The organism is Streptomyces sp. NBC_01478 (assembly GCF_036227225.1).
Lineage (GTDB): Bacteria > Actinomycetota > Actinomycetes > Streptomycetales > Streptomycetaceae > Streptomyces.
Genome location: NZ_CP109444.1, coordinates 6,375,237 through 6,396,843 on the forward strand (window position 1 = coordinate 6,375,237; position 21,607 = coordinate 6,396,843).

The window sequence follows — 21,607 nt, forward strand, 5'->3', positions numbered from 1 at the left end:
GCGGGTCGTGGAGATCTGGAATCCGGTCGGGAAGTGTTCGGGGACCGGTTATCTGGTTGCGGATCGACTGGTTCTGACAGCCCTTCACAATGTGCTCGGCTGCCGGACGTTGGAAGTCCGGCAGTTGGGTTCAGAGGAGTCTGCGTGGGCCATGGCCGAGGTGCGGTGGCCGGATACCGCACCTGACCTGAATAGGGAGCCGCAGGCCGACGCGGCGCTGGTCGCGATCACGGATCCGGCATGGCGGGTGCTGGCGGGCGGCGAACCTGTCCGATGGGGCCGGATCGACAGACTGGCGGTGGGGGAGGAGCGGCTGGGATGCGTCGCGGTCGGATTCCCCCGGGCGGAAGTACGGGACGGGGTCCGCGACACCAAAGAGATCCGCGGCCACATCGAGACGCTCACCGGGCTCAAGTCCGACGGCCTGATCACGGCCTACGTCGACGGGGTCGCCGTTCCCAGCAAGCCGGACGTGCAGTCGCGGTGGGCGGGGGCTTCGGGGGCGGCGCTGTTCGCGAGAGGTCGGCTTATCGGGGTCGTCACGGTGGACCGGCAACGGGACTACGACGCCAACCAGTTGACGGCCGTGTCGGCGGTGTCGCTGGCAGCTCGTCCCGGGTTCACCGTAGAGGTGAAGGCGGCTGGAGCCGAGCTAATTCCCGAGGATGTCACGGCCGGGGGCGCCGAACACTCGCGGACGGCATACGACATCAACGTCCCGCGCGGCGTGAACAACCTGCCGGAACTGCCGTCATCGATCTTCGTCGGCAGGGCGGAGGTGATGGCTGAGTTGGAGCGGGCCCTTGCTGGGGACTCGCAGACGATCACGCAGACCTTGCACGGGCTGGGTGGCGTCGGCAAGACGACACTGGCACTGCACTACGCCCACCACCATGTGGGGGCGTACCGCCTGATTTGGTGGATCCGCTCAGACACCCCTGAGTTGATCGAGGCGGGCTTCGCTGCCCTCACGCTCCGCTTGCTAGGCGGCGGGGTGGCGGCTGGGCTCACGACCGCGCAGGCTGCGGAGTGGGCGGTCGGATGGTTGCAGACCCACCCGGGGTGGCTGCTGGTCTTTGATAACGCGGAGGAGCCAGGCGATGTGCACGCCTGGACGGGACAACTACGTACGTCCGGCCGCCACTTGATCACCAGCCGATACAAGAGAGGGTGGGTTTGCGACCCGATCTCGTTGTCCGTGCTGGATGAGGATGCCTCGCTGAGCCTTCTGTCACGTCTCGGCGGGACCGACGACGAGGACGAGGCTCGCGTGCTGGCGGACGACCTCGGCCACCTCCCATTGGCCCTGGAACAGACGGGAGCCTTCATCGCGCAGACCGGGATCACGATCGCCCAGTACCGGGACATGCTGCGCCGGTATCCGGAGCGCACCACGGATGCGGCGCCGGGAGGCTCGGATCCTGCGCGGACGGTTGCCCGGATCTGGCGCATTACGCTGGACGCCCTCCAGGGGCGGGATCCCCGGGCTGTGGACATCCTGCGGATCGCCGCGTGGTATGCACCGACGGGCATTCCACGCGCCCTGTTCGCAGCGCTTGCCGAGGATCCGATTGACCTTGCGCAGCTTTTCGGGCTGTTGGCCGACTACAACATGATCACGCTCGACCGGGCGGGGATCACAGTCCATCGGCTGGTCCAGATGGTCGCGCGTACCCCGTCGGGGTCTGGGGGAGACCCCCATCGCGATGCCGACCGCATCACGGCAGCGCATGACCGAGCGGCGGAGTTGATGCGCGGCGAGCTTCCTGGGGAACCCACCCGGAATGTCTCTGGTTGGCCTACTTGGAGGGCCCTGCTCCCACACGTCGAAGCGCTTCTTGACGCGGGAAAGCCGGAAGAGGATACAGCCGAGGTTGATTTGATTCTCACGCTGGCAGGGCAGTTCCTCGAAGGACAAGGCCAGTTGCGGCAGGCTACTGGCTACTTCGGCCGTTCTCTGACGGCTGCCATTCGGCTGTTCGGCGAAGATGACCCGAGCACACTGGTCTCGCGGGGCAATCTGGCTGGGGTGTATGAGGCGGCGGGGGATCTGGAGCGGGCGATCCCGTTGTACGAGCGGACGTTGCAGGGTCGTGTGCGGGTGTTGGGTGAGGATCACCCGGACACGCTGGCCTCGCGGCACCATTTGGCTGGCGCGTATGTGTCGGCGGGGGATCTGGAGCGGGCGATCCCGTTGCTCGTGCGGACGTTGGAGGATCGTGTGCGGGTGTTGGGTGAGGATCACCCGGACGCGATGGCTTCGCGGAACAATCTGGCTGGCGCGTATGCGTCGGCGGGGGATCTGGAGCGGGCGATCCCGTTGCTCGTGCGGACGTTGGAGGATCGTGTGCGGGTGTTGGGTGAGGATCACCCGAGCACGTTGGTCTCGCGGAACAATCTGGCTGGCGCGTATGTGTCGGTGAGGGATGTAAGGCGGGCGATCCCGTTGTACGAGCAGACGCTGGCCGGATGTCTCCGGGTGCTCGGAGAGGACCATCCGATGACAACGGACGTCCGCAGAAATCTGACTGCTGCGCGTGCCCAGGAACCTTGACCTACAGCCCCACCAACTACAGCAACGCCTGCAACCTCCCCGCCTCCACAAACGGCGCCGTAACCGTAGGCTCGCTGTACCACCGCAACGGCCACGTGTTCCCGTCCAGCGCCGGAATCCCGATGTACGTGACGGTACGAGCGCCCCGTCCCCCGAACTGCTGCACACCCAAAGGCCAGTTGTGCCGGCGCACCTCCCCAGGCGCCAGCAGGAAGTACATCCACCGGAACCCGGCGGCCTCGCAGACGACGGGCCCCGCGTCCCCGTCGGCGGCCTCGATGAGACGCGCGGCGACCCGTTCTCCCCGTACGCCTTCGATGCGTACGGCGTCGAAGTGGACGCCGGTGAGCCGGAGTTGGTGACCGGACGCGGGGATCCAGTCCGGCAGGTGAATTGAGTCGGTCATGGTCACACGGTGGCGTTTGCGAAGCTACGCTCGGTAGTGACTGAGGTGATACACGCCGGGGTGTATCGGTCGGAGGTGGGTGCTGTGTCAGGCCAGTCCAACGCCAAGTCCCTGCCGCCCGTGGCCTGGCGGTACAGCGGGAACCAGCTCAAGCGGTGGCGCACCAAGGCCAACGTGAGCCGGGAGGAGCTGGCCGCCGCCTCCAACTACGCGCCGGACACCATCAAGTCCATGGAGCAGGGCGTACGGATGCCGACGCCGCGCGTGCTCGACGTGGCCGATGGGTTGTGCCGGGCCGAGGGGTTGCTGAGCGCGGCGAAGGACTACCTGAACAAGGAGAAGTTCCCGTCGCGGGCACAGGACTTCATGGAGCGGGAGAAGGAAGCGATCAGTCACTGGTCGTACGAGACCACGGTCGTCCCGGGGCTGTTGCAGACGCCGGGGTACGCGCGCACGCTGATCGAGAACCGCTGTCCGCCTCTGGACGAGGAGACGGTGGAGGAGCGTATCGAGGGACGCATGGAGCGGCAGGCCATCCTCACGGAGCGGAAACCGCCGGTGGCCCTGAGCTTCGTCCTCTACGAGGCGGTGCTGCGCAGCCCCCAGGTGGACACCGAACAACTGCGCCGTCTGCTGGAGGTGTCCCGGCTGCGGAACGTCACCGTGCAGGTGCTCCCCTTCGAACGGGCCACCAGCGACGCGCTCATGGGGCCCATGGTGCTGCTGGAGACCCGCGACCACGAGCGGTTCGCCTATGCGGAGGGCCCGTTCGCGAGCGAACTGTCGGCCGATCCGGAGGTTGTCAGCCGGGTGACCGAGCGGCTTAGCATGATCCGCACGCAGGCTCTCAGTCCCGCTGAGTCGGCCCGTTTCGTCGAACGGATGGTGGATCAGCCATGAGTGACCAACTGAAGTGGTTCAAGTCGAGTTACAGCGACAACGAGGGCGGCAACTGCGTCGAGGTCGCCCTCCCCACACCGCAGTTGACCGTCCACATACGCGACTCCAAGAACGCCACCGGTCCCGAACTGGCCGTCCCCGCCCCCGCCTGGACGGCGTTCCTCTCCGGAGTCTCCGCAGTTCAGCCCGGAGCTTGAGCCCCGGGCTTCGAGCTCTTTTCTTGGGTTCTGGGCTGGTTGAAAAACAACCCAACCATCCAAGCCTGTACGTGAGTTGAGGGGGGTTTAACCCGAACGGGTGACATTCCATGATCGGCTTGCGCCGTAAGGCAAAGCCACTCTAGGTTCGCGGCAAACAAGCAAATAGATCGGCCCCGGTCGGTGCTACCAACACCGGCTCCGGGGCCTAGACCTACGGATCGAAAGAGACTCGATCGTGGCTTACGCCCAGCCTAGCTCTGCCCTGCCGTCCCCGTCGCACCCCATGGCCAATACGGGCTACGGAAAACGCGCCACGGGTGACGAAGACCCGCACGCCGACCCGGACTTCGCACACCTGCTCCCCCGAGACGCCGAGATCGCCGTCTTCATCGACCACCTCGACAACGGCCATGCCATGGGCCACAAGGTGATCGCGGCCGAGCATCCCCGTTACGGCCAGCAGGCCTGCCGTACGTCGCTCAAGAGCCTCACCGAGGCCGGCCACCTGCGCTGGATCAAGGAACACATCACCGTCGAGGACAACTCGATGCGGTGGGTGACGCGGACGTACTGGTCGCGTACGCCCAGGTCGGCCCAGTGGTGGGCCGAGTTCGCGCGCGAGCGCCACGGCAGGGACGTCACGCACGACTACCAGCCGGGCCTGGCGAGGACGGAAGACCCGACCCCGACCCCTGCGCCGGAGAGCGACAGCGAGAGCGAGATCGACGGGACGCCGGAGACGGACCCGACCCCGGAGACGGACCAGACCCCCGAGCCCAGCGCCGCGTACCGCGCACTCGCCCAACTCCGCGCCAGGGACCCCCGCATGTCGCTCTCCGAAGCCGAGTGTCGAGCCCTCGAACCCCTCGCCGCCGAGTGGCTGGCACGAGGCGCCACCCCGGCCGACATGGCCCGCGCGCTGACCGACGGACTGCCACCCACCGTCACGAACCCGGGCGGACTCGCCCGCACCCGATTGGAGACGAAGATGCCCCCGAAGAAGAACGACACCGCCACGACCCGCCCCCTCCGCGCCCGTGTGACCCGCGTGCTCATGGCCTGCGCCACCTGCGACGCCGACGAGCGGACGGCGAAGATCATCAACGGCATCTGCGAGGAATGCCGTGCGGAGCCTGAGATGAGCGAGGAGGAGATCAAGAAGGGGTTCGAGGAGATCGCCTACCTGGGAACCACGACCGCCCGCCTCCTGAAGCAGAAGCTGGAACGCCGTACGGGCGGGCCCGTGCCCGACACGTTCCGCCCCGTGCCGATCGAGGACCGCGTCCACTACCACTACCGCGACAACCGCGACCGCATCGCGAACGGCCTCCCGCCGAGGCGATGGAAGCCGTGACGGTCGGGAAGCGGCACGGAGGAGAGGGCGGCGCCATGACCCCCAGGACCGAGCGGCAGCCCCAGATGTCCGTCGAGGAATTCGAGCAGCTGGAACGCCATGCCCCCGAGACCGTGCGGCTGGAGTTCATCAAGGGGAAGGTCCAGGTCAAGCCCGCGCCGGACGGCAACCACAGTGAGATCGTCGCCTGGCTGCAGAGGGTGTGCATGCAGCACCTTCCCGACCTGTGGCTGCACGCGGAGCGTGGGCTCAAGACGGAGAGCTGTGGGAAGGGGCGCGCTCGTGCGGATGGCGTCCTCGTTCCCCGGGGCGGCCTCAAGGGACACGGCGAATGGTCGGACACGGGGACAGCCCCGATGGCCGTAGAGGTGACTTCGTGGGACGCCGATGCCGCTCAGCGGGACCGGCTCGACAAGCCTGATGGCTACGCGGCCGCCGGAATCCCGGTCTACGTCCTCATCGACCGGGACGACTGCACAGTCACCGTGTTCACTCATCCCGAGGACGGCCGATATCGGCAACAGGTGAACGCGCCGTTCAGCGCCCCCGTCGAGATCCCCGGCCCGGTGAACATCACCCTGGACACCGACCCCCTCAAGGAGTTCGTCGACTGATCACAACCCCCAAACCCCCTTCCCCACCGCCGTGACCCCACCAGCCAACGCCAGCGTCAACACCAGTGCCCGCGCCCGCGGCTCCGGTATCCGCCCCGCCAGCCCCCGCCCGATCACCCCGCCCACCGCCATCGCGGCGACGACGGCGACCCACCGTGCCGTACTCAGCGACGGCACCCCGTTCGCCGCGACCGAGAACGCGTTGACGACGACGCCGTAGAACTGCGCGTTGGGGACGAACTCCCGTACCGTCCAACCCGCGTTGACCGCGTAGAGGGAGATCGGCGGACCGCCGACCCCCGCCGCCGCGTTCATGAAACCGCCCGCCGCACCCGCCGCGACGGCACCGCGCGTGCCCCGAAGTGCCGACACCCGGGCGCCGCGCATCACCAGCAGGACAGCCACCGTCACCAAGCCGCCCATCACCAACAGGAGGACTGGCGGGGGGAGTTGGCGGGTCATCCACGCGCCGGCCGGCACCGTGCAGGCCGCCGCCGCGCACAGCGGGACCATCGCGCGCGCCCGCACCTGACGCCAGCCACCCGCCAGGCCCACGACGCTGATCGCGCCGGCGGCGCAGTTGGCGAGGACGACCCCCTGTGCCGGGCCGAGCAGGAGGACCAGGGCCGGTACGGAGACCAGGGCGAAGCCCATGCCCGTGAGCCACTGGACGGAGGAGCCGAGCAGGACTATCGCGCCGAGCAGTACGTCGGTCGTCATGGACCAACATCATTCATGGGCGGGGGTGTAGCCCGCTACACCCCCGGTTCGGGACCGCACTCCCTCGTCGCGGACCTGCGGAAACGGGATCGTTGAACTCGTCAGCCGGTGAAAGAGCCACCGGCCCGGATCCCGAAGGTGCCCGTCATGAAGAACCTCCTCTCCTCCAGGCCCGTCCTCTGGTTCCTCTTCCTCTTCAACCTCACCGTCGCCGCGGTCGCACCCTTCGTGGTCGACGGAACGCAGGGCGTGATGACCGCCGTGGGGATGGGTGTCGTATCGCTCGGCGCCGGGGTCAGCCTGGTCCGTGACCGTGGTCGGGCGGACACCGCGCGTTAATTGGAGCCGTCCTTGCCGCCCCCTGTACGTCCGTTGCACGGGCGCTAACCGGCCGAAAGCGAGGCTGGAGTCATCCCAAAACACACCAGTACAACTGGAGTTGAGATGACCCGCCGGTCCATCAGCAAGCGTGCAGCCGTCGTCACCGTCACGACCGTCCTGGCCCTCGGCACCCTCGGCACCGTCGCCGCGACCGCCGGCCCCCAGCACGACGCCAAGCCCACCAAGAAGCAGATAGCCGCCCTCTTCGACGGCTGGAACGCCGCGCTGCAGACCGGTGACCCGAAGAAGGTCGCGAACCGGTACGCGCCGGACGCCGTACTGCTGCCGACCGTGTCCAACGAGATCCGCACCGACCGTGCCGAGATCGTCGACTACTTCGAGCACTTCCTGCCGAACAAGCCGGTCGCGAAGAAGGTCGAGACGTACATCAACGTCCTCGACAGCAACTCGGCCATCGACGCGGGTGCCTACGACATCACGCTCACCGACCCGAAGACCGGCGAGAAGCGTGTCGTCGAGGCCCGTTACACCTACGAGTACGAGAAGCGCGGCGGCAAGTGGCTGATCGTCAACCACCACTCCTCGGTGATGCCCGAAGGGTGATGACCACCGACAGCCCGCTTCCGGGAGCGTCCCGCAGGGCCACCGTCCCGCCGTCGTCCGTCACCAACTGACGTACGACGGCGAGGCCCAGGCCCGAACCGGTGCGCCCGGTGAGGCCCTGGCCGCGCCAGAAGCGGTCGAAGGCGCGGGACTTCTCCGCGTCGGACATGCCGGGGCCCTCGTCCACCACCGTCAACTCGACCTCGTCGCCCCGTGACTGAGCCCGGACGGTGATCGTCGCACCGTCCGGCGACACCTCCAGGGCGTTCGACAGCACGTTGTCCAGAACCTGTTCGAGATGACCGGGACTGGCCAGCACGAGCGGCCGGCCGTCGGCTACTTCCCCCCTGAGCGCGATGTGGACCCCGCGCTCGTCGGCGGCCGGTCTCCACACCGAGAGACGCTCGGCCACGATCTCCTTCAGCGGCAGCGGTTCCGCCGCCGTCACCTTCGCCTCGGCCCGCGCCAGCACCAGCAGGCCGTTGACGAGACGGCTCATCCGGACCACCTCGGCCGTCGCCTGCTCCACGTCCTCGCGCACGAACTCGTCGTCCGTGCCGTCCGCGATGTTGTCCAGCGAGAGCCTCAACGCCGTGAGCGGGGTGCGGAGTTGGTGGGAGGCGTCGGCCACGAAGATGCTCTGCGAGGCGATCAGGGTGTCGAGGCGCTCGGCACCCTGGTTCAGCGTGCGGGCGAGCGTCTGCGTCTCGTGCGGGCCCGTCACGGGGGAGCGGGCCGTCAGATCGCCGTCGCTGAACTTGCTCGCCATGTCGTTGAGTTGGCGGAGCGGGCGGGTCAGGCGGCGGGCCACGAGCGCGCCGAGTCCGGCCGCCACCGCCAGGACGGCGAGGGCGAGAATCGCACGGAAGCCCCAGATCTGCACCAGGCGCCGGGTCAGGTCGGAGGTCGGGTACGTGATGCGTACGGCGCCGACCGTCCGGCCGTCGCGCCGCGCCGGTGCCGTCACCTCCAGCTTCCCGTCGCCCCAGTGCGTCGCCGTCTTCGCCTGTGCGGCGGGCAGCACCTCGGCCGTGCCGGGGGTCTCCTGCGCGTACGCCACCACCATGCGGTCCAGTGCGGCGCGCGAGGCGGCGTCGCCGCTCAGCAGCAACGCCATCGTCCGGGCCTCGCGCCGCACCGACTGCTCGGTGTCGCCCCGGAGTTGGGCGGTCAGCGTGAACGCGACCGGCACGGTGAACGCCGTCAGCGCCACGGCCACGAGCAGGACGTAGCTGACGATGAGCTGCCGGATCATGAGGCCGGAGGCCCGTCGGCGATCTCCAGGCGGAAGCCCACGCCCCGTACCGCCTCGATGGTGATCGCGCCCGCCAACTTCCGCCGCAGCGCCGCCACATGGACGTCGAGCGTCTTCGTCGGGCCGAACCAGTTCGCGTCCCAGACCGCTTCCATGATCTGCTCGCGCGACATCAGCGCGCCCGGCTCCTCGGTGAGGAACGACAGCAGGTCGTACTCCTTGGGAGCCAGGGGCACCTCCTCGCCGTCGAGGCGGACGCGGGCGGCCTTGCGGTCGATGGTGAGGCGGGTGCCGTAGGCGTCGGGGCCGGCGGCCTCCGCCACCGCCCTCGGCTGTGCGCGGCGCATCACCGCCCTTATGCGGGCGATGACCTCGCGGACCCCGAACGGTTTCGAGACGTAGTCGTCGGCGCCCAGCTCCAGGCCCACCACCCGGTCCGTCTCGTCGCTGCGCGCGCTGATCACGATGATCGGCACGTCGCCGCGGGCGCGCAGCGCCTTGCACACGTCGAGGCCGTCGGTGTCGGGCAGGCCCAGGTCGAGGAGGACGACGTCGTAGGGGGCCTTGTGGCTCAGCGCCGCGCCGCCCGTGGTGACCCAGTCGACCTCGAAGCCGTAGCGCAGCAGTCCGCGTCGTAGCGACTCGGCCACGGGTTCATCGTCTTCCACCAGAAGTACGCGCACATCGCGCACCTTAGTGCTTGAAACTTAATTCACAGGCGTGACTTGTGACGCTCGGCACTTTTCCCGCACCCCCTGAGTGGGCATGCGCTGACCTGGGCGTCCGAAGCTTCCGAATCTCACGATGCGATACCACGGAAGCGAATTTCGGGTGCTCGTTAAACTGAGCCGACACACCAGGACTGAGCGAGGAGCGCACGTGGGCCTTGTCGTGCAGAAGTACGGAGGCTCCTCCGTAGCCGATGCCGAGGGCATCAAGCGCGTCGCCAAGCGAATCGTCGAAGCGAAGAAGAACGGCCATCAAGTGGTCGTCGTCGTTTCCGCGATGGGCGACACGACGGACGAGCTGATCGATCTCGCCGAGCAGGTATCTCCGATGCCCGCCGGGCGTGAGTTCGACATGCTGCTGACCGCCGGAGAGCGGATCGCCATGGCGCTGCTGGCCATGGCGATCAAAAACCTGGGCCACGAGGCCCAGTCGTTCACGGGCAGCCAGGCAGGCGTCATCACCGACTCGGTCCACAACAAAGCGCGGATCATCGACGTCACGCCCGGTCGGATCCGTACGGCGTTGGACGAGGGCAACATCGCCATCGTCGCCGGGTTCCAGGGTGTGAGCCAGGACAAGAAGGACATCACCACCCTCGGGCGGGGTGGCAGTGACACCACCGCCGTGGCGCTGGCCGCCGCGCTCGACGCCGAGGTGTGTGAGATCTACACGGACGTCGACGGTGTGTTCACCGCGGACCCGCGGGTGGTGTCGAAGGCGAAGAAGATCGACTGGATCGCCTTCGAGGACATGCTGGAGCTCGCCGCCTCCGGCTCCAAGGTGCTGCTCCACCGCTGTGTGGAGTACGCCCGCCGATACAACATCCCGATCCATGTGCGGTCCAGCTTCAGCGGACTTCAGGGCACCTGGGTCAGCAGTGAGCCGAAGCAAGGAGCCCAGAAGGTGGAGCAGGCCATCATCTCCGGTGTCGCGCACGACACCTCCGAGGCCAAGATCACGGTCGTCGGCGTGCCCGACAAGCCGGGCGAGGCCGCGGTGATCTTCCGGACGATCTCCGACGCCCAGGTCAACATCGACATGATCGTGCAGAACGTGTCGGCGGCCTCGACGGGCCTCACGGACATCTCCTTCACCCTCCCCAAGGCGGAGGGCCGCAAGGCCATCGACGCCCTGGAGAAGAACAAGGGCGGCATCGGCTTCGACTCGCTGCGCTACGACGACCAGATCGGCAAGATCTCCCTGGTCGGCGCGGGCATGAAGACGAACCCCGGAGTCACCGCCGACTTCTTCACCGCCCTGGCCGACGCGGGCGTCAACATCGAGCTGATCTCGACCTCCGAGATCCGTATCTCGGTGGTCACCCGCGCCGACGACGTCAACGAGGCCGTCCGCGCCGTGCACACGGCGTTCGGCCTGGACTCCGACAGCGACGAGGCCGTCGTCTACGGAGGCACCGGCCGCTGATGGCCACCACCGGAGCGACCGTGCGTCCGACGCTCGCCGTGGTCGGCGCGACCGGGGCCGTCGGCACGGTCATGCTCGGGATCCTGTCCCAGCATGCGGACATCTGGGGCGAGATCCGCCTGATCGCCTCTCCGCGCTCGGCCGGCCGCAAGCTGGCCGTGCGCGGGGAGCAGGTCGAGGTGGTGGCCCTGACGGAGGAGGCCTTCGACGGGGTCGACGTCGCGATGTTCGACGTCCCCGACGAGGTCTCCGCCCAGTGGGCGCCGATCGCCGCCGCCAAGGGCGTGGTCGTCGTCGACAACTCGGGCGCCTTCCGGATGGACCCCGAGGTGCCCCTGGTGGTCCCCGAGGTCAACCCGCACAAGGTGCGCTGGCGCCCGCGCGGGATCATCGCCAACCCGAACTGCACGACCCTGTCGATGATCGTCGCCGTGGGCGCGCTGCACGCCGAGTTCGGGCTGCGCGAGCTGGTGGTGTCGTCGTACCAGGCGGTGAGCGGGGCGGGCCGGGCCGGGGTCGACACCCTGCGCCAGCAGCTCGCCCTCGTCGCCGGCACGGACCTGGGCACCAAGCCCGGAGACGTCCGGCGGGCCGTCGGGGACAACACCGGGCCGTTCCCGGAGCCGGTCGCGCTGAACGTCGTGCCGTGGGCCGGGTCCCTGCGCGCGGACGGCTGGTCCTCGGAGGAGATGAAGGTGCGGGACGAGTCCCGCAAGATCCTCGGGCTGCCCGCGCTGCCGGTCGCCGTGACCTGCGTGCGCGTCCCGGTGATCACCACGCACTCCCTCACCGTCCACGCCCGCTTCCAGGGCGAGGTCACCGTCGACGGGGCGCGCGAGATCCTCGCCACTGCCCCCGGTGTCGTCCTCTTCGACGATCCGGCGGCCGGAGAGTTCCCGACGCCGGCCGACGTGGTGGGCACCGACCCGACCTGGGTGGGGCGGCTGCGGCGGGCGCTGGACGATCCGACGGCGCTCGAACTGTTCGTCTGCGGGGACAATTTGCGCAAGGGAGCGGCCCTCAATACGGCACAGATCGCCGAACTGGTCGCGCGCGAGCTGGCGTGAGCGCGGGCCCCGCCCACCCTGCCCGGCCATAAATCCGCTGGCCAGTGGCGCACGGGTTTGTAGGATCACTGTGCGCGATGTGGCCGGATTAATGGTTGGGACCACTTGAATCCAGCCACCTTCGCATCCGAAGATTTCACTCCCCGCTCTCCGCAACCGCGCGACGAGCGGGGAGCGTCTTTGCGAACGCCCTTCAGGTGGGCGTGGGGATGCGGTGAGGGGCGTGGGGACGCCCCGGACTTTCGTGACACAGGGGAAGAGCGGGTAGGCATGAGGGTGTTCGACGCACTGCCGGTTGTGCTGCCTGACACCAGACGGGTGGGTGGTGACAGCGGACGGGTGGGTGGACTGTCTGTTTCGTCTGACGTAAATGTGACGGCCGACGCGTACAACCCCCAAGGGGGGAAGCGCGTCCAACTGGCGTGGCTCAGGTACTCGACTTCACTGCGGCACGCGGCACGGCCCTCCGGCCTCCGCGTGGATCCCGTGCGCCCGGTGGCATGCCGGTGATCGCGCCGATGCCCGCAGCGCGGCCCGCCCGCATCCCGAACCAGCGCGACGGTGTCGACGACGCCGTCGCGGCCGGAACGACGGTCGACCATCTCACCGAGACCTATCGGGCGCACTACCGCTCGCTGCTCGGCCTGGCCGCACTCCTCCTCGACGACACCGCCTCCTGCGAGGACGTCGTCCAGGAGGCGTTCATCCGGGTCCACTCGGCGCGCAAACGCGTTCGTGACCCCGAGAAGACCCTGGCGTATTTGCGCCAGACCGTCGTCAACCTCTCCCGCTCGGCCTTGCGCCGCCGCATCCTCGGCCTCAAGCTCCTCTCGAAGCCGATGCCGGACATGGCCAGCGCGGAGGAGGGTGCCTACGACCTGCTGGAGCGCGACTCCCTCATCAAGGCGATGAAGGGGTTGCAGCGCCGCCAGCGCGAGGTCCTGGTCCTGCGCTACTTCGCGGACATGACCGAGGCGCAGGTCGCCGAGTCGCTCGGCATATCGCTGGGTTCGGTGAAGGCGTACGGCTCGCGCGGGATCGCCGCCCTCCGGATCGCGATGGAGGCATCGGCATGAGCGACAACGTGGAGGGAAACGGCTCGCGCGCGCGGCGCGAGCCGGAAGTCCGGCGCGGTCCGACCTGGGCGCGCAAGGAAGAACCGAACGAATCGCACGCTGGGAACGGAACTGTGAACCACGGCCCCGACGAACAGAGCCCCAACGGGCCGAGCCTCGACGGGAACCCTGAGAGCCCCGAGAACCCTGAGAACCCGGGCAACTCCGAGGGCATCGAGGGACGGCACCCCGTAGGACCCGTAGTAACCGCGGCACCTGAAGGATCCGGCGGACTCGAAGGCCTTCTCGGAGCCCTGGGACCCCTAGGAGGACCCGGACGCACAGGCGGCCCCGGAGATCCGGACACCGAAGGGTTCGACGCGGACGAGCTGGTCCTGCGCCGGCTGCTCCACCAGGCGGTCCAGGAGGTCGAGCCGCGGGACGGCACGCTGGAGCACCTGCGCAAGGCGGTACCGGCCCGCCGGGCCCGCAAGCGCCAGGCACTCGTCGGCATGGCCGCCGCCGCGCTCTTCTTCGGCACCGCCGTCCCGGCCCTCGTGCACGTCTCGAACGCGACGGGTTCCGTCGACCCGTCCATCGCGGGCAACAGCTCCCAGGCGCAGGGCGGCACCAGTCAGGGCAAAGGCCCGGACGGCGGTTCCAGCACGTCCGGCGGCTCATCGGGGCAGGCCTCGCAGAACCCGGGCGGCCCCAAGAACGACGGCACGGGCAAGACCCCCGGCCACGGCACCGTGAGCGCGAACCCCACGGCCAGCGCCGGGACGTCCGCGCCCATCTGCTCGGCCGAACAGTACGGCTCGGCCACGGCGTCCCTGGACGCCCCCGATGCTGCGGGCGCGGTCTACGGCACGTTCAGCGTCACGAACGTCTCTCCCACGAGCTGTACGGTCAGCGACCCCGGCACCGTGGGCTTCGCCGTGGAGGGTGCCGCCGACGCGAGCAAGATCGGCGTGGCGCAGCACAGCGCGGGGGACTCGGCGGCCGGGCTCCCCGACCCGTCGACGGCGGTCTCCCAACTGGTGCTGCTGCCGGGCTCCGTCTTCCAGGTCAAGTTCGCCTGGGTGCCCTCCGAGACCTGTCCCACCAGCGGGAGCAGCACCGGCGGTACCACCACCGGCGGTTCGACGGCCAGCCCGTCGCCCAGCGAGGACGCCACCACCAGCAGCGGGTCCACGACCGGGGACACCGGTACGTCCACCCAACTGCTGGAGGACGGCACGCTCGACGGCAGCGTCCAGATCTCCTACCGGGGGGCCAACGGCTCGCTGATGGGCACGGCGACGGTGTCCAACGCGTGCGCGGGCACGATCTACCGGACGGACCTGCTGGCAGGTTCGTGAGCCTGTCGCCCGTCTGCTTCCGTGGCCTCTTCGGGGCCTTGGGGGCCTTCGGGGTCCTCTTCGGGCACCAGCCCCAGCTCCGCGTCCCGCGCGAACTCCACCTCGCGGCGCAGCAGCCGGAACCACATGAAGACGACGAAGCCCGCGAAGACGAACCACTCGCCGGTGTAGCCGAGGTTCTGGAACGCTTTCAGGTCGAGACCGGTGTTCGCGGGCGCGGTCGCCGGTACGGTCCGCATCCCGGAGTCGCCCCTGTCGAGCGTGATCCACGCGTCGTACAGGTGGTACGGCACGAGGTTCACCAGTGAGGCCGCGCTGATCGCGGCGGTCTGGCCCGACGGCAGTCCGCCCTGGGCGCTGACGCCGTTGTCGCCGGGGGTCTCGGAGGCCTGGAGCGAGCCGGTGACGGTGATCTCGCCGGTGGGCGGGGCCGGTGCCTTCGCCGCGTCGGGCGTGCCGGGCAGCCAGCCGCGGACCACGGGCAGCGCCTTGCCGTCGTCGGTGCGCAGCAGGGTCAGGACGTAGTAGCCGTTCTTCCCGTCCAACTGGCGGTCGGGGACGAGGAGTTGCTTGCCGTAGCGGCCGGTGGCGGTGGTCTGCCGGCCCGAGGTGTTCTGGTCGACGGGCAGCAGTTCGGCGAGGGGGCGCGCGGCTTCCGTGCGGTCGGTCTCGACCTGGCGGGTGGCCTGGTGGCTGCTGTCCACGCGCGCCTGGAACCGGCTCAACTGCCATGACCCCATGAAGATGCAGAAGGGGATGGCGAGCAGTACGAAGACGTTGATGCCCCACCAGCGCGATGTCAGCAGAAACCGGTACACGCCTTCCACGGTACGGGGCTGTCGTGGGGCCCTCGGTCCGGGGGTCGGCCCGAAGGTTCACCCGCTGTCGGCAATGCTCCGGCCGGGTCTTGGTCGAAGTTATCCACAGGCTGAGGATCCGATCAGTGCAATGTCTGTGTGGGCGGGCAGTATGGGGCCATGACTGAGAGCAACGGGTCCGAGACCACACCGGACTGGGAGAAGCGCTTCAGGGCGCCCCGAGTGTCCCTGCCCGACTGGGCGGAGGACGCACCCGACCGTTCCCTGTTCGTGTCGAACGCGACAGGGACGTATGAGCTGTACGCCTGGGACCGGGCGACGGGCGAGCAACGCCAGGTCACGGACCGGCTGAACGGCACGACGGACGGTGTGCTCTCCCCGGACGGGGAGTGGATCTGGTGGTTCGACGACAAGGACGGCGACGAGTTCGGCGTCTGGCGCCGCCAGCCCTTCAAGGGCGGCCCCGACGAACCGGCCGTGCCGGGCCTCGAGCCGTCCTATCCGGCCGGGCTGGCCCTGGCGCGCGACGGCCGCACGGCGGTCGTGGGCCGCTCCACGGACGAGGACGGTACGACGATCCACCTCGCCCGCACCGGTGACGAGACGACGCTGATCTACCGGCACCGCGAGTCGGCGGGCGTCGGCGACCTCTCGCACGACGGTTCGCTGATCGCGATCGAGCACACGGAGCACGGCGACGCGATGCACTCGGCGCTGCGCGTCCTGCGCCCGGACGGCACGGCGGTCGCCGACCTGGACGACACCAAGGGCGGCACCGAGGAGCTGGGCCTGGAGGTGCTGGGCTTCGCCCCCGTCGAGGGCGACACCCGGCTCCTCATCGGCCATCAGCGGCGCGGCCGTTGGGAGCCCCTGGTGTGGGACGTGGTCAAGGGCGGCGAGACCGACCTGTCCCTGGACCTGCCCGGCGACGTGAGCGCCGAGTGGTACCCGGACGGCTCGGCCCTCCTCATCGCGCACAGCTTCGAGGCCCGCAGCGAGGTCTTCCGCTACGACCTCGCCTCGGGCGCCCTGGAGAAGGTGCCGACCCCGCCCGGTTCGGTCTCGGGCGCCACGGCCCGCCCCGACGGCAGCGTCGAATACCTCTGGTCGTCGGCCGCCGAGCCGTCCGCCGTGCGCTCGACGACGGGCGAGGTCGTCCTGGACCCGCCCGGCCTGAAGTCACCCGGCTCGGTCCCGGTCGAGGACGTGTGGGTGGAGGGCCCCGGCGGCCGTATCCACGCCCTGGTCCAGAAGCCGGCGGGCGCCACGGGCCCCCTCCCCACGGTCTTCGACATCCACGGCGGCCCGACCTGGCACGACAGCGACTCGTTCTCGGCGGGCCCGGCGGCCTGGGTCGACCACGGGTACGCGGTCGTGCGGGTCAACTACCGCGGCTCCACCGGGTACGGCCGCGCGTGGACCGACGCCCTGAAGTACCGGGTCGGTCTGATCGAGCTGGAGGACATCGCGGCGGTGAGGGAGTGGGCGATCACCTCGGGCCTCTCCGACCCCGCCCGTCTCATCCTCACCGGCGGCTCCTGGGGCGGCTACCTCACCCTCCTCGGCATCGGCACCCAGCCCGACGCGTGGACCCTGGGCATCGCGGCGGTCCCGGTCGCCGACTACGTCACGGCGTACCACGACGAGATGGAAGCCCTGAAGGCCATGGACCGCACGCTCCTGGGCGGCACCCCCGAAGAGGTCCCCGACCGCTTCGAGGCGTCCTCCCCGCTGACCTACGTCGACGAGGTCACGTCCCCGGTCTACATCTCGGCCGGCGTCAACGACCCCCGCTGCCCGATCCGCCAGATCGACAACTACGTGAAGCGGCTGGAGCAGCGCGGCGCCGTCCACGAGGTGTACCGGTACGACGCGGGGCACGGCTCGCTGGTGGTGGACGAGCGCATCAAGCAGGTGAAGCTGGAACTGGACTTCGCGGAGCGGCACTTGGGGGCTGCGCAATAGGGTTCCTCTGAGCGCGGGCCGGCATCATCCAGCCGGTCCGGCGCCTTTTCGGCACAGGCCCGCAAATTCAGCCCGTCCGGCGTTTGAGGACGAGGCCCGTTCAGGGCCGAAGCGGGGGTCTGGGGGCGCAGCCCCCAGCAACGCCCGCTTCGGCACAGGGTTCCGTCACATCCCGGCCCGATCCCGGGGTCGCCGCCCCAGCAACTCCGCCAGCCCCCGCCGAGTAGCAGCAAGCACAACCCTGTCCGAGCTCCGCAGGACATACGTGTCGGGAAGGTCCCACACCAACCCCGACCGCCGTACGTCCTCGGAGGCGTCCCGCGTCGCCGTGTCCAGCGCCAACACCCGCCACGACCCGGCGCGGAACGCCTCGGCGATCGTCTTCCCGTCCAACTGGGGATGCCCGCCCACGGTCATCGCCGCGAACAGCAGCACCCGCCGCTCGACCGGGATCGCCCCCAGGATCTGCCGCCCCATCATCGCCCCGGCGAACGCGGGCGCGGCCAGATGGGACACGCTCCGGCTCCGGGTGAGCGCACCGGGGTGGGCGGCGCGCAACGTCCGGTACACGGCGGTCGCGAAGTCGTCGTCGTAGAGCCGGAGTACGACCCGGAGATCCGGCCGCACGGATCGCGCGTACAGCACCGCTTCGAGGTTCGTGGTGTCGGAGCTGGTGACCGCGAGGAGGGCGTGGGAGCGGTGGATCTTGGCGGCTTCCAGGACGCCCTCCTGGGTGACGTCACCCAGGATCACCGGGACCCGCAGCCGGCGTGCGACCGCGAGGCCGCGGGCCTCGGGGTCGGCCTCGACGCACACCACGGGGATGTTGAGTTCGCGCAGCCGGGTCAGCACCCGGGTGCCGATCTTGCCGAGCCCGAGCAGCACCACATGACCACCGAGCCCACGCGGCGGCTTGCGCAACGCGGACGCCGTACGGAACGTGCCGAGGGCTTCGAGCACCGCGGCCAGCAGCACCGGAAGCATCAGCAACCCGACGAGACCGGAGAGGAGTTGAAGGATCTGCCGGCCGAGCGGCGCCCCGATCGCGGGGTCGTCGATCGCGAAGAGATCGAGCAGCGTCAGATAGAAGGCCCGCACGGGATGGATACCGGTCACCAGCCACAACGAGATCGCCAGCGCGACCACGCACGCCATCATGCCCGCGAGCGACCACCGCAGCCGCCGAGAGAAGAGGGACGAGAAGGCGGGCACGACACCGCCGCCGCGTCCGCCCGGCAACTGCGGCCCGGCGTACGAAACTTGCTCCAGGACGATGGTGCCGCGCCCGGTGGCCGAGGCGATGGCCGCCGCGTCGGGCAGCAGCCGCGGACCCTGTTCGCCCATGCCCTCGGAGCCGTCCGCGCCGGCCGGGTCGCTGTTGGTCGCCGACAGCAGGGCCAGCGTGGCCAGCCCCGGGTCGGCGACCTGACCGGGCCCCGGCGGCGGCCGTTCCACCGCGCGCAGCAGCAGCCCGTCGGTCTGGACGACCTTGCTGGTTCCGGCGAGCGCGGTGGCGGCCAGCGCGGGCGCGGCCGTGTCGGCGTCGGAGAGGACGGTGGTGGAGGCGTCGAACCCGGTACCGGGCCCGCCACTCGTCCCGTCACCGGTCGCCAACGCGGCCGCCTGGTCGAGGAGTTCCTCGATGTGCTGGCCGAGCCGGCGGTTGTAGAGGCGCAGCACCAGCCGGATACGGGGGTTGAGGCGGCGGGCGGTGAGGGCGGCGCGGATGTTGGTCTCGTCGTCGTCGTAGACGAGGGCCAGCGCGGTCGCCCGCTCCACGCCGGCCTCGGCGAACACGGCCTCGGTCAGCTCGGCGACCTCCAACACCCGCTCCCCGCGCGGGGGTTCGGGGGCGGCGGGGACGCCGTTGCCGTTGCCGTTCGCTCGGGCCACCGCCGCGTTGACCCGGTCGCGCAGGGCCACCGAGGCGGCACGCGCGCGGCCGACGACGGGTTGGCGGGCGGTGGCCTCGGAGAGCGGGACGACGAGGGTGATCTGTTCGCCGTAGACACTGCGCAGTTCGACGGCGAGCCGGTGCGCGAGCGCGTCGTCGCCGCACACCACCATGTGCGCACGGGCACCGCCCGGAGGACTCTGATTCGGAACGCTGCTCGCCACGAGGGGAAAGACTGCCCCAAGGAGGTGGGTGGTTCCAGTATTGGGCTGAACACCCTTGCCCCGACTGCCGTATGCAGAGTGAGGGAGCAAAACTCGCGAAACCATGCGCTTGCCGGAGGTACCTCACCCGTGGCCATCACCACCGAACCAGCCGCGCCGACCGCGGAGGTACCCCAGGAACCCCCGGCGACGCCGGACGCGCCCCCACAGCCGCTCGCGCCCTCGAAGGAGAGCGCGCCCGCGAAGGACGGCTGGCAGCTCAGCTCGCCGCTCGTGCTCACCATGGTGCTGCTCCTGGCGGTGCTGGCGCAGGGGCCGGTGCGGCAGGCGCTGTCCGCGCCGGTGATGCAGAGCTGGATGACGGTGTTCGTGGCTGTGGTCGTGCAGGCCCTGCCCTTCCTGGTGCTGGGCGTGCTGCTGTCGGCGGCGATCGCGGTGTTCGTACCGGCCACGTGGTTCACCCGCGCGCTGCCCAACAACCCTGTGCTGGCCGTACCGGTGGCCGGGATGGCGGGCGCGATCCTGCCCGGCTGCGAGTGCGCGTCCGTGCCGGTGGCCGGAGCGCTGGTGCGCCGGGGCGTCACCCCGGCGGCGGCGATCGCGTTCCTGCTCTCCGCCCCGGCGATCAACCCGATCGTGCTGACGGCGACGGCGGTGGCGTTCCCGCGCAACCCGGAGATGGTGCTCGCCCGGTTCGCCGGCAGCCTGCTGGTGGCCTGTGTGATGGGCTGGCTGTGGCAGCGCATCGGCCGCACCGACTGGCTGCGCCTGCCCGCGCACGAACCGCACGAGGGGGAGACCAAGGGGGCCGCGTTCTGGGGCTCGGTGCGGCACGACGTGATGCAGGCGGGCGGGTTCCTGGTGCTCGGCGCGATGTCCGCGGCGACGCTCAAGGCGGTCGCGCCGGCGAGCTGGCTGCGGACGGCGGCCGACAACCCGGTGGTCGCGATCCTCGCCCTCTCGATCCTGGCCGTCCTGCTGTCGATCTGCTCGGAGGCGGACGCGTTCGTGGCCGCGTCGCTCACCCAGTTCTCCCTCACGGCGAAACTCGCGTTCCTGGTGGTGGGCCCGATGATCGACCTGAAACTGTTCGCCATGCAGGCCGGGACGTTCGGGCGCGGGTTCGCCCTGCGCTTCGCGCCCGCCACCTTCGTCCTCGCCATCGCGGGCGCGGTCGTCACCGGGGCGGTGCTCCTGTGAACCGGCAGGCACAGGCGGCGGTCCTGTTCCTGGTCGGCGCGGCCCTCCTGCACGCGGGCTTCACCAACCTCTACCTGCGCTACGTCAAGGCCGGACTCCAGCCGCTCCTGCTGCTCTCCGGCGCGGTACTGATCGTCGCGGCACTGGCGACGGCCTGGTACGAGTGGCGCCGGGCACGGGCGGAGAAGGCCCACGCGGAGACCCACGCAGCGGCTCACCCGGAGACGGCGGATACGGCGGACGCGGGCCACGGCGGCCACGGCGTTCACGTACACCGCGAACCCCGTATCTCCTGGCTCCTGGTCCTCCCCCTCTTCGCCCTGATCCTGGTCGCCCCGCCGGCCCTCGGCTCCTACAGCGCGGTCCGCACGGGCACGGCCCTCATGAAGCCCTACGGCCTCTCCAAGCTCCCCGACAGCGACCCGCTCACCATCGGCCTGGTCGACTACGCGAGCCGCGCGGTCTACGACCACGGCCACTCCCTCGGCACCCGGCAGCTCAAGGTCACCGGCTTCATAGCCCTGGACAAGTCCGGCTCCCCCTACCTCGTCCGCATGGCCCTCAACTGCTGTGCGGCGGACGCCCAGCCGGTCAAGATCGCGCTGACCGGCAAGATCCCGCCGGTCCTCCAGCCCGACACCTGGCTGGAGGTCACCGGCACCTACAGCCCCAAGCAGACCAAGGACCCGATCAACAACGGCCCGATCCCCTACTTCCAGGTCTCCCTCGCCAAACCGGTCCCGACCCCGAAGGACCCGTACGACGAGAGCTGGAACCAGTAGGGCGAGAGCCGGACCCGGTAAGGGACCCGGTGCCGGGCGGGGGCCCGCATCGCCGCCCGCCCCCGCCACCCCCGCGGGCGTACCGTGAAAGGACCGAGGGTTTCTCGCGCGCCGGATCACACCGGTGCCGTCCTCGGCG

Annotated in this window: 20 protein-coding genes; 14 read left to right on the plus strand and 6 right to left on the minus strand. The window is 69.8% G+C overall.

Features of this window, described 5'->3' with window-relative positions; translation table 11 throughout:
• Positions 1 to 151 precede the first annotated feature (151 nt).
• Positions 152 to 2,554 (plus strand): tetratricopeptide repeat protein, encoded by a 2,403-nt coding sequence (locus OG223_RS28945; RefSeq protein WP_329254738.1) that lies wholly within the window; start codon positions 152 to 154, stop codon positions 2,552 to 2,554.
• A gap of 16 nt (positions 2,555 to 2,570) precedes the next feature.
• On the opposite strand, the gene OG223_RS28950 is transcribed toward OG223_RS28945, so the two are convergent.
• Entirely contained in the window at positions 2,571 to 2,966 is a 396-nt protein-coding gene (locus OG223_RS28950; protein ID WP_329254741.1) for a hypothetical protein, read from the minus strand.
• A gap of 78 nt (positions 2,967 to 3,044) precedes the next feature.
• On the opposite strand from OG223_RS28950, the gene OG223_RS28955 reads away from it, so the two are divergent.
• From OG223_RS28955 to OG223_RS28970, 4 genes are all read left to right on the plus strand, one after another.
• Positions 3,045 to 3,860 (plus strand): helix-turn-helix domain-containing protein, encoded by an 816-nt coding sequence (locus tag OG223_RS28955; protein WP_329254743.1) that lies wholly within the window; start codon positions 3,045 to 3,047, stop codon positions 3,858 to 3,860.
• The gene (locus OG223_RS28960) at positions 3,857 to 4,057 is read left to right on the plus strand and encodes a DUF397 domain-containing protein (protein ID WP_329254746.1); all 201 of its coding nucleotides are present in this window, start codon (positions 3,857 to 3,859) and stop codon (positions 4,055 to 4,057) included. The genes OG223_RS28955 and OG223_RS28960 overlap by 4 nt, the downstream gene beginning before the upstream one ends.
• Positions 4,058 to 4,343: 286 nt before the next feature.
• Positions 4,344 to 5,414 carry a hypothetical protein gene (locus tag OG223_RS28965; RefSeq protein WP_329254749.1) on the plus strand — a complete coding sequence of 357 codons (1,071 nt, stop codon included), beginning with the start codon at positions 4,344 to 4,346 and terminating at the stop codon, positions 5,412 to 5,414.
• A gap of 35 nt (positions 5,415 to 5,449) precedes the next feature.
• Positions 5,450 to 6,028 (plus strand): Uma2 family endonuclease, encoded by a 579-nt coding sequence (locus OG223_RS28970; RefSeq protein ID WP_329254751.1) that lies wholly within the window; start codon positions 5,450 to 5,452, stop codon positions 6,026 to 6,028.
• Here OG223_RS28970 and OG223_RS28975 read toward each other — a convergent pair whose 3' ends face one another.
• Entirely contained in the window at positions 6,029 to 6,748 is a 720-nt protein-coding gene (locus tag OG223_RS28975) for a sulfite exporter TauE/SafE family protein (RefSeq protein WP_329254754.1), read from the minus strand. It abuts the gene before it with no gap.
• Between the two features lie 147 nt (positions 6,749 to 6,895).
• On the opposite strand from OG223_RS28975, the gene OG223_RS28980 reads away from it, so the two are divergent.
• Together OG223_RS28980 and OG223_RS28985 are read left to right on the plus strand one after the other, a co-directional pair.
• Positions 6,896 to 7,087, plus strand: coding sequence for a hypothetical protein (locus OG223_RS28980; protein WP_329254757.1), 192 nt, complete (start codon positions 6,896 to 6,898; stop codon positions 7,085 to 7,087).
• Positions 7,088 to 7,192: 105 nt separating this feature from the next.
• Positions 7,193 to 7,693 (plus strand): SgcJ/EcaC family oxidoreductase, encoded by a 501-nt coding sequence (locus OG223_RS28985; protein WP_329254760.1) that lies wholly within the window; start codon positions 7,193 to 7,195, stop codon positions 7,691 to 7,693.
• Here OG223_RS28985 and OG223_RS28990 read toward each other — a convergent pair.
• Positions 7,659 to 8,948, minus strand: coding sequence for a HAMP domain-containing sensor histidine kinase (locus tag OG223_RS28990; protein WP_329254763.1), 1,290 nt, complete (start codon positions 8,946 to 8,948; stop codon positions 7,659 to 7,661). The two genes, OG223_RS28985 and OG223_RS28990, sit on opposite strands and share 35 nt — an antisense overlap.
• Positions 8,945 to 9,631, minus strand: a complete 687-nt coding sequence (locus OG223_RS28995) for a response regulator transcription factor (protein WP_329254765.1) — start codon at positions 9,629 to 9,631, stop codon at positions 8,945 to 8,947. The genes OG223_RS28990 and OG223_RS28995 overlap by 4 nt, the downstream gene beginning before the upstream one ends.
• Before the next feature lie 196 nt (positions 9,632 to 9,827).
• Here OG223_RS28995 and OG223_RS29000 point away from each other — a divergent pair, with 196 nt between their 5' ends.
• The 4 genes from OG223_RS29000 to OG223_RS29015 all read left to right on the plus strand — a co-directional run bounded on the left by OG223_RS29000 (position 9,828) and on the right by OG223_RS29015 (position 14,585).
• Complete coding sequence (locus tag OG223_RS29000; protein WP_329254768.1) at positions 9,828 to 11,102, plus strand: aspartate kinase; 1,275 nt, start codon at positions 9,828 to 9,830, stop codon at positions 11,100 to 11,102.
• On the plus strand, positions 11,102 to 12,169 hold the full coding sequence (locus tag OG223_RS29005; protein ID WP_329254771.1) for an aspartate-semialdehyde dehydrogenase: 1,068 nt from the start codon (positions 11,102 to 11,104) through the stop codon (positions 12,167 to 12,169). The genes OG223_RS29000 and OG223_RS29005 overlap by 1 nt, the downstream gene beginning before the upstream one ends.
• Before the next feature lie 500 nt (positions 12,170 to 12,669).
• Entirely contained in the window at positions 12,670 to 13,245 is a 576-nt protein-coding gene (locus OG223_RS29010; protein WP_043667413.1) for a SigE family RNA polymerase sigma factor, read from the plus strand.
• Positions 13,242 to 14,585 carry a hypothetical protein gene (locus OG223_RS29015; protein WP_329254780.1) on the plus strand — a complete coding sequence of 448 codons (1,344 nt, stop codon included), beginning with the start codon at positions 13,242 to 13,244 and terminating at the stop codon, positions 14,583 to 14,585. Before OG223_RS29010 ends, OG223_RS29015 begins: the two co-directional genes overlap by 4 nt.
• Here OG223_RS29015 and OG223_RS29020 read toward each other — a convergent pair.
• Entirely contained in the window at positions 14,555 to 15,403 is an 849-nt protein-coding gene (locus tag OG223_RS29020) for an SURF1 family protein (protein WP_329254781.1), read from the minus strand. The genes OG223_RS29015 and OG223_RS29020 overlap by 31 nt on opposite strands.
• A gap of 159 nt (positions 15,404 to 15,562) precedes the next feature.
• On the opposite strand from OG223_RS29020, the gene OG223_RS29025 reads away from it, so the two are divergent.
• Positions 15,563 to 17,368 (plus strand): S9 family peptidase, encoded by a 1,806-nt coding sequence (locus OG223_RS29025; RefSeq protein WP_329254784.1) that lies wholly within the window; start codon positions 15,563 to 15,565, stop codon positions 17,366 to 17,368.
• A 165-nt stretch (positions 17,369 to 17,533) separates the two neighbouring features.
• Here the strand turns inward: OG223_RS29025 and OG223_RS29030 are convergent, their stop codons facing one another.
• On the minus strand, positions 17,534 to 19,435 hold the full coding sequence (locus tag OG223_RS29030) for an NAD-binding protein (protein ID WP_329254786.1): 1,902 nt from the start codon (positions 19,433 to 19,435) through the stop codon (positions 17,534 to 17,536).
• 180 nt (positions 19,436 to 19,615) lie between these two features.
• Between OG223_RS29030 and OG223_RS29035 the strand changes: the two genes are divergently transcribed.
• The gene (locus OG223_RS29035) at positions 19,616 to 20,686 is read left to right on the plus strand and encodes a permease (protein WP_329254789.1); all 1,071 of its coding nucleotides are present in this window, start codon (positions 19,616 to 19,618) and stop codon (positions 20,684 to 20,686) included.
• A complete protein-coding gene (locus OG223_RS29040; protein WP_329254792.1) occupies positions 20,683 to 21,468 on the plus strand; it encodes a TIGR03943 family putative permease subunit in 786 nt (261 codons plus the stop codon). The genes OG223_RS29035 and OG223_RS29040 overlap by 4 nt, the downstream gene beginning before the upstream one ends.
• Positions 21,469 to 21,607 lie beyond the last annotated feature (139 nt).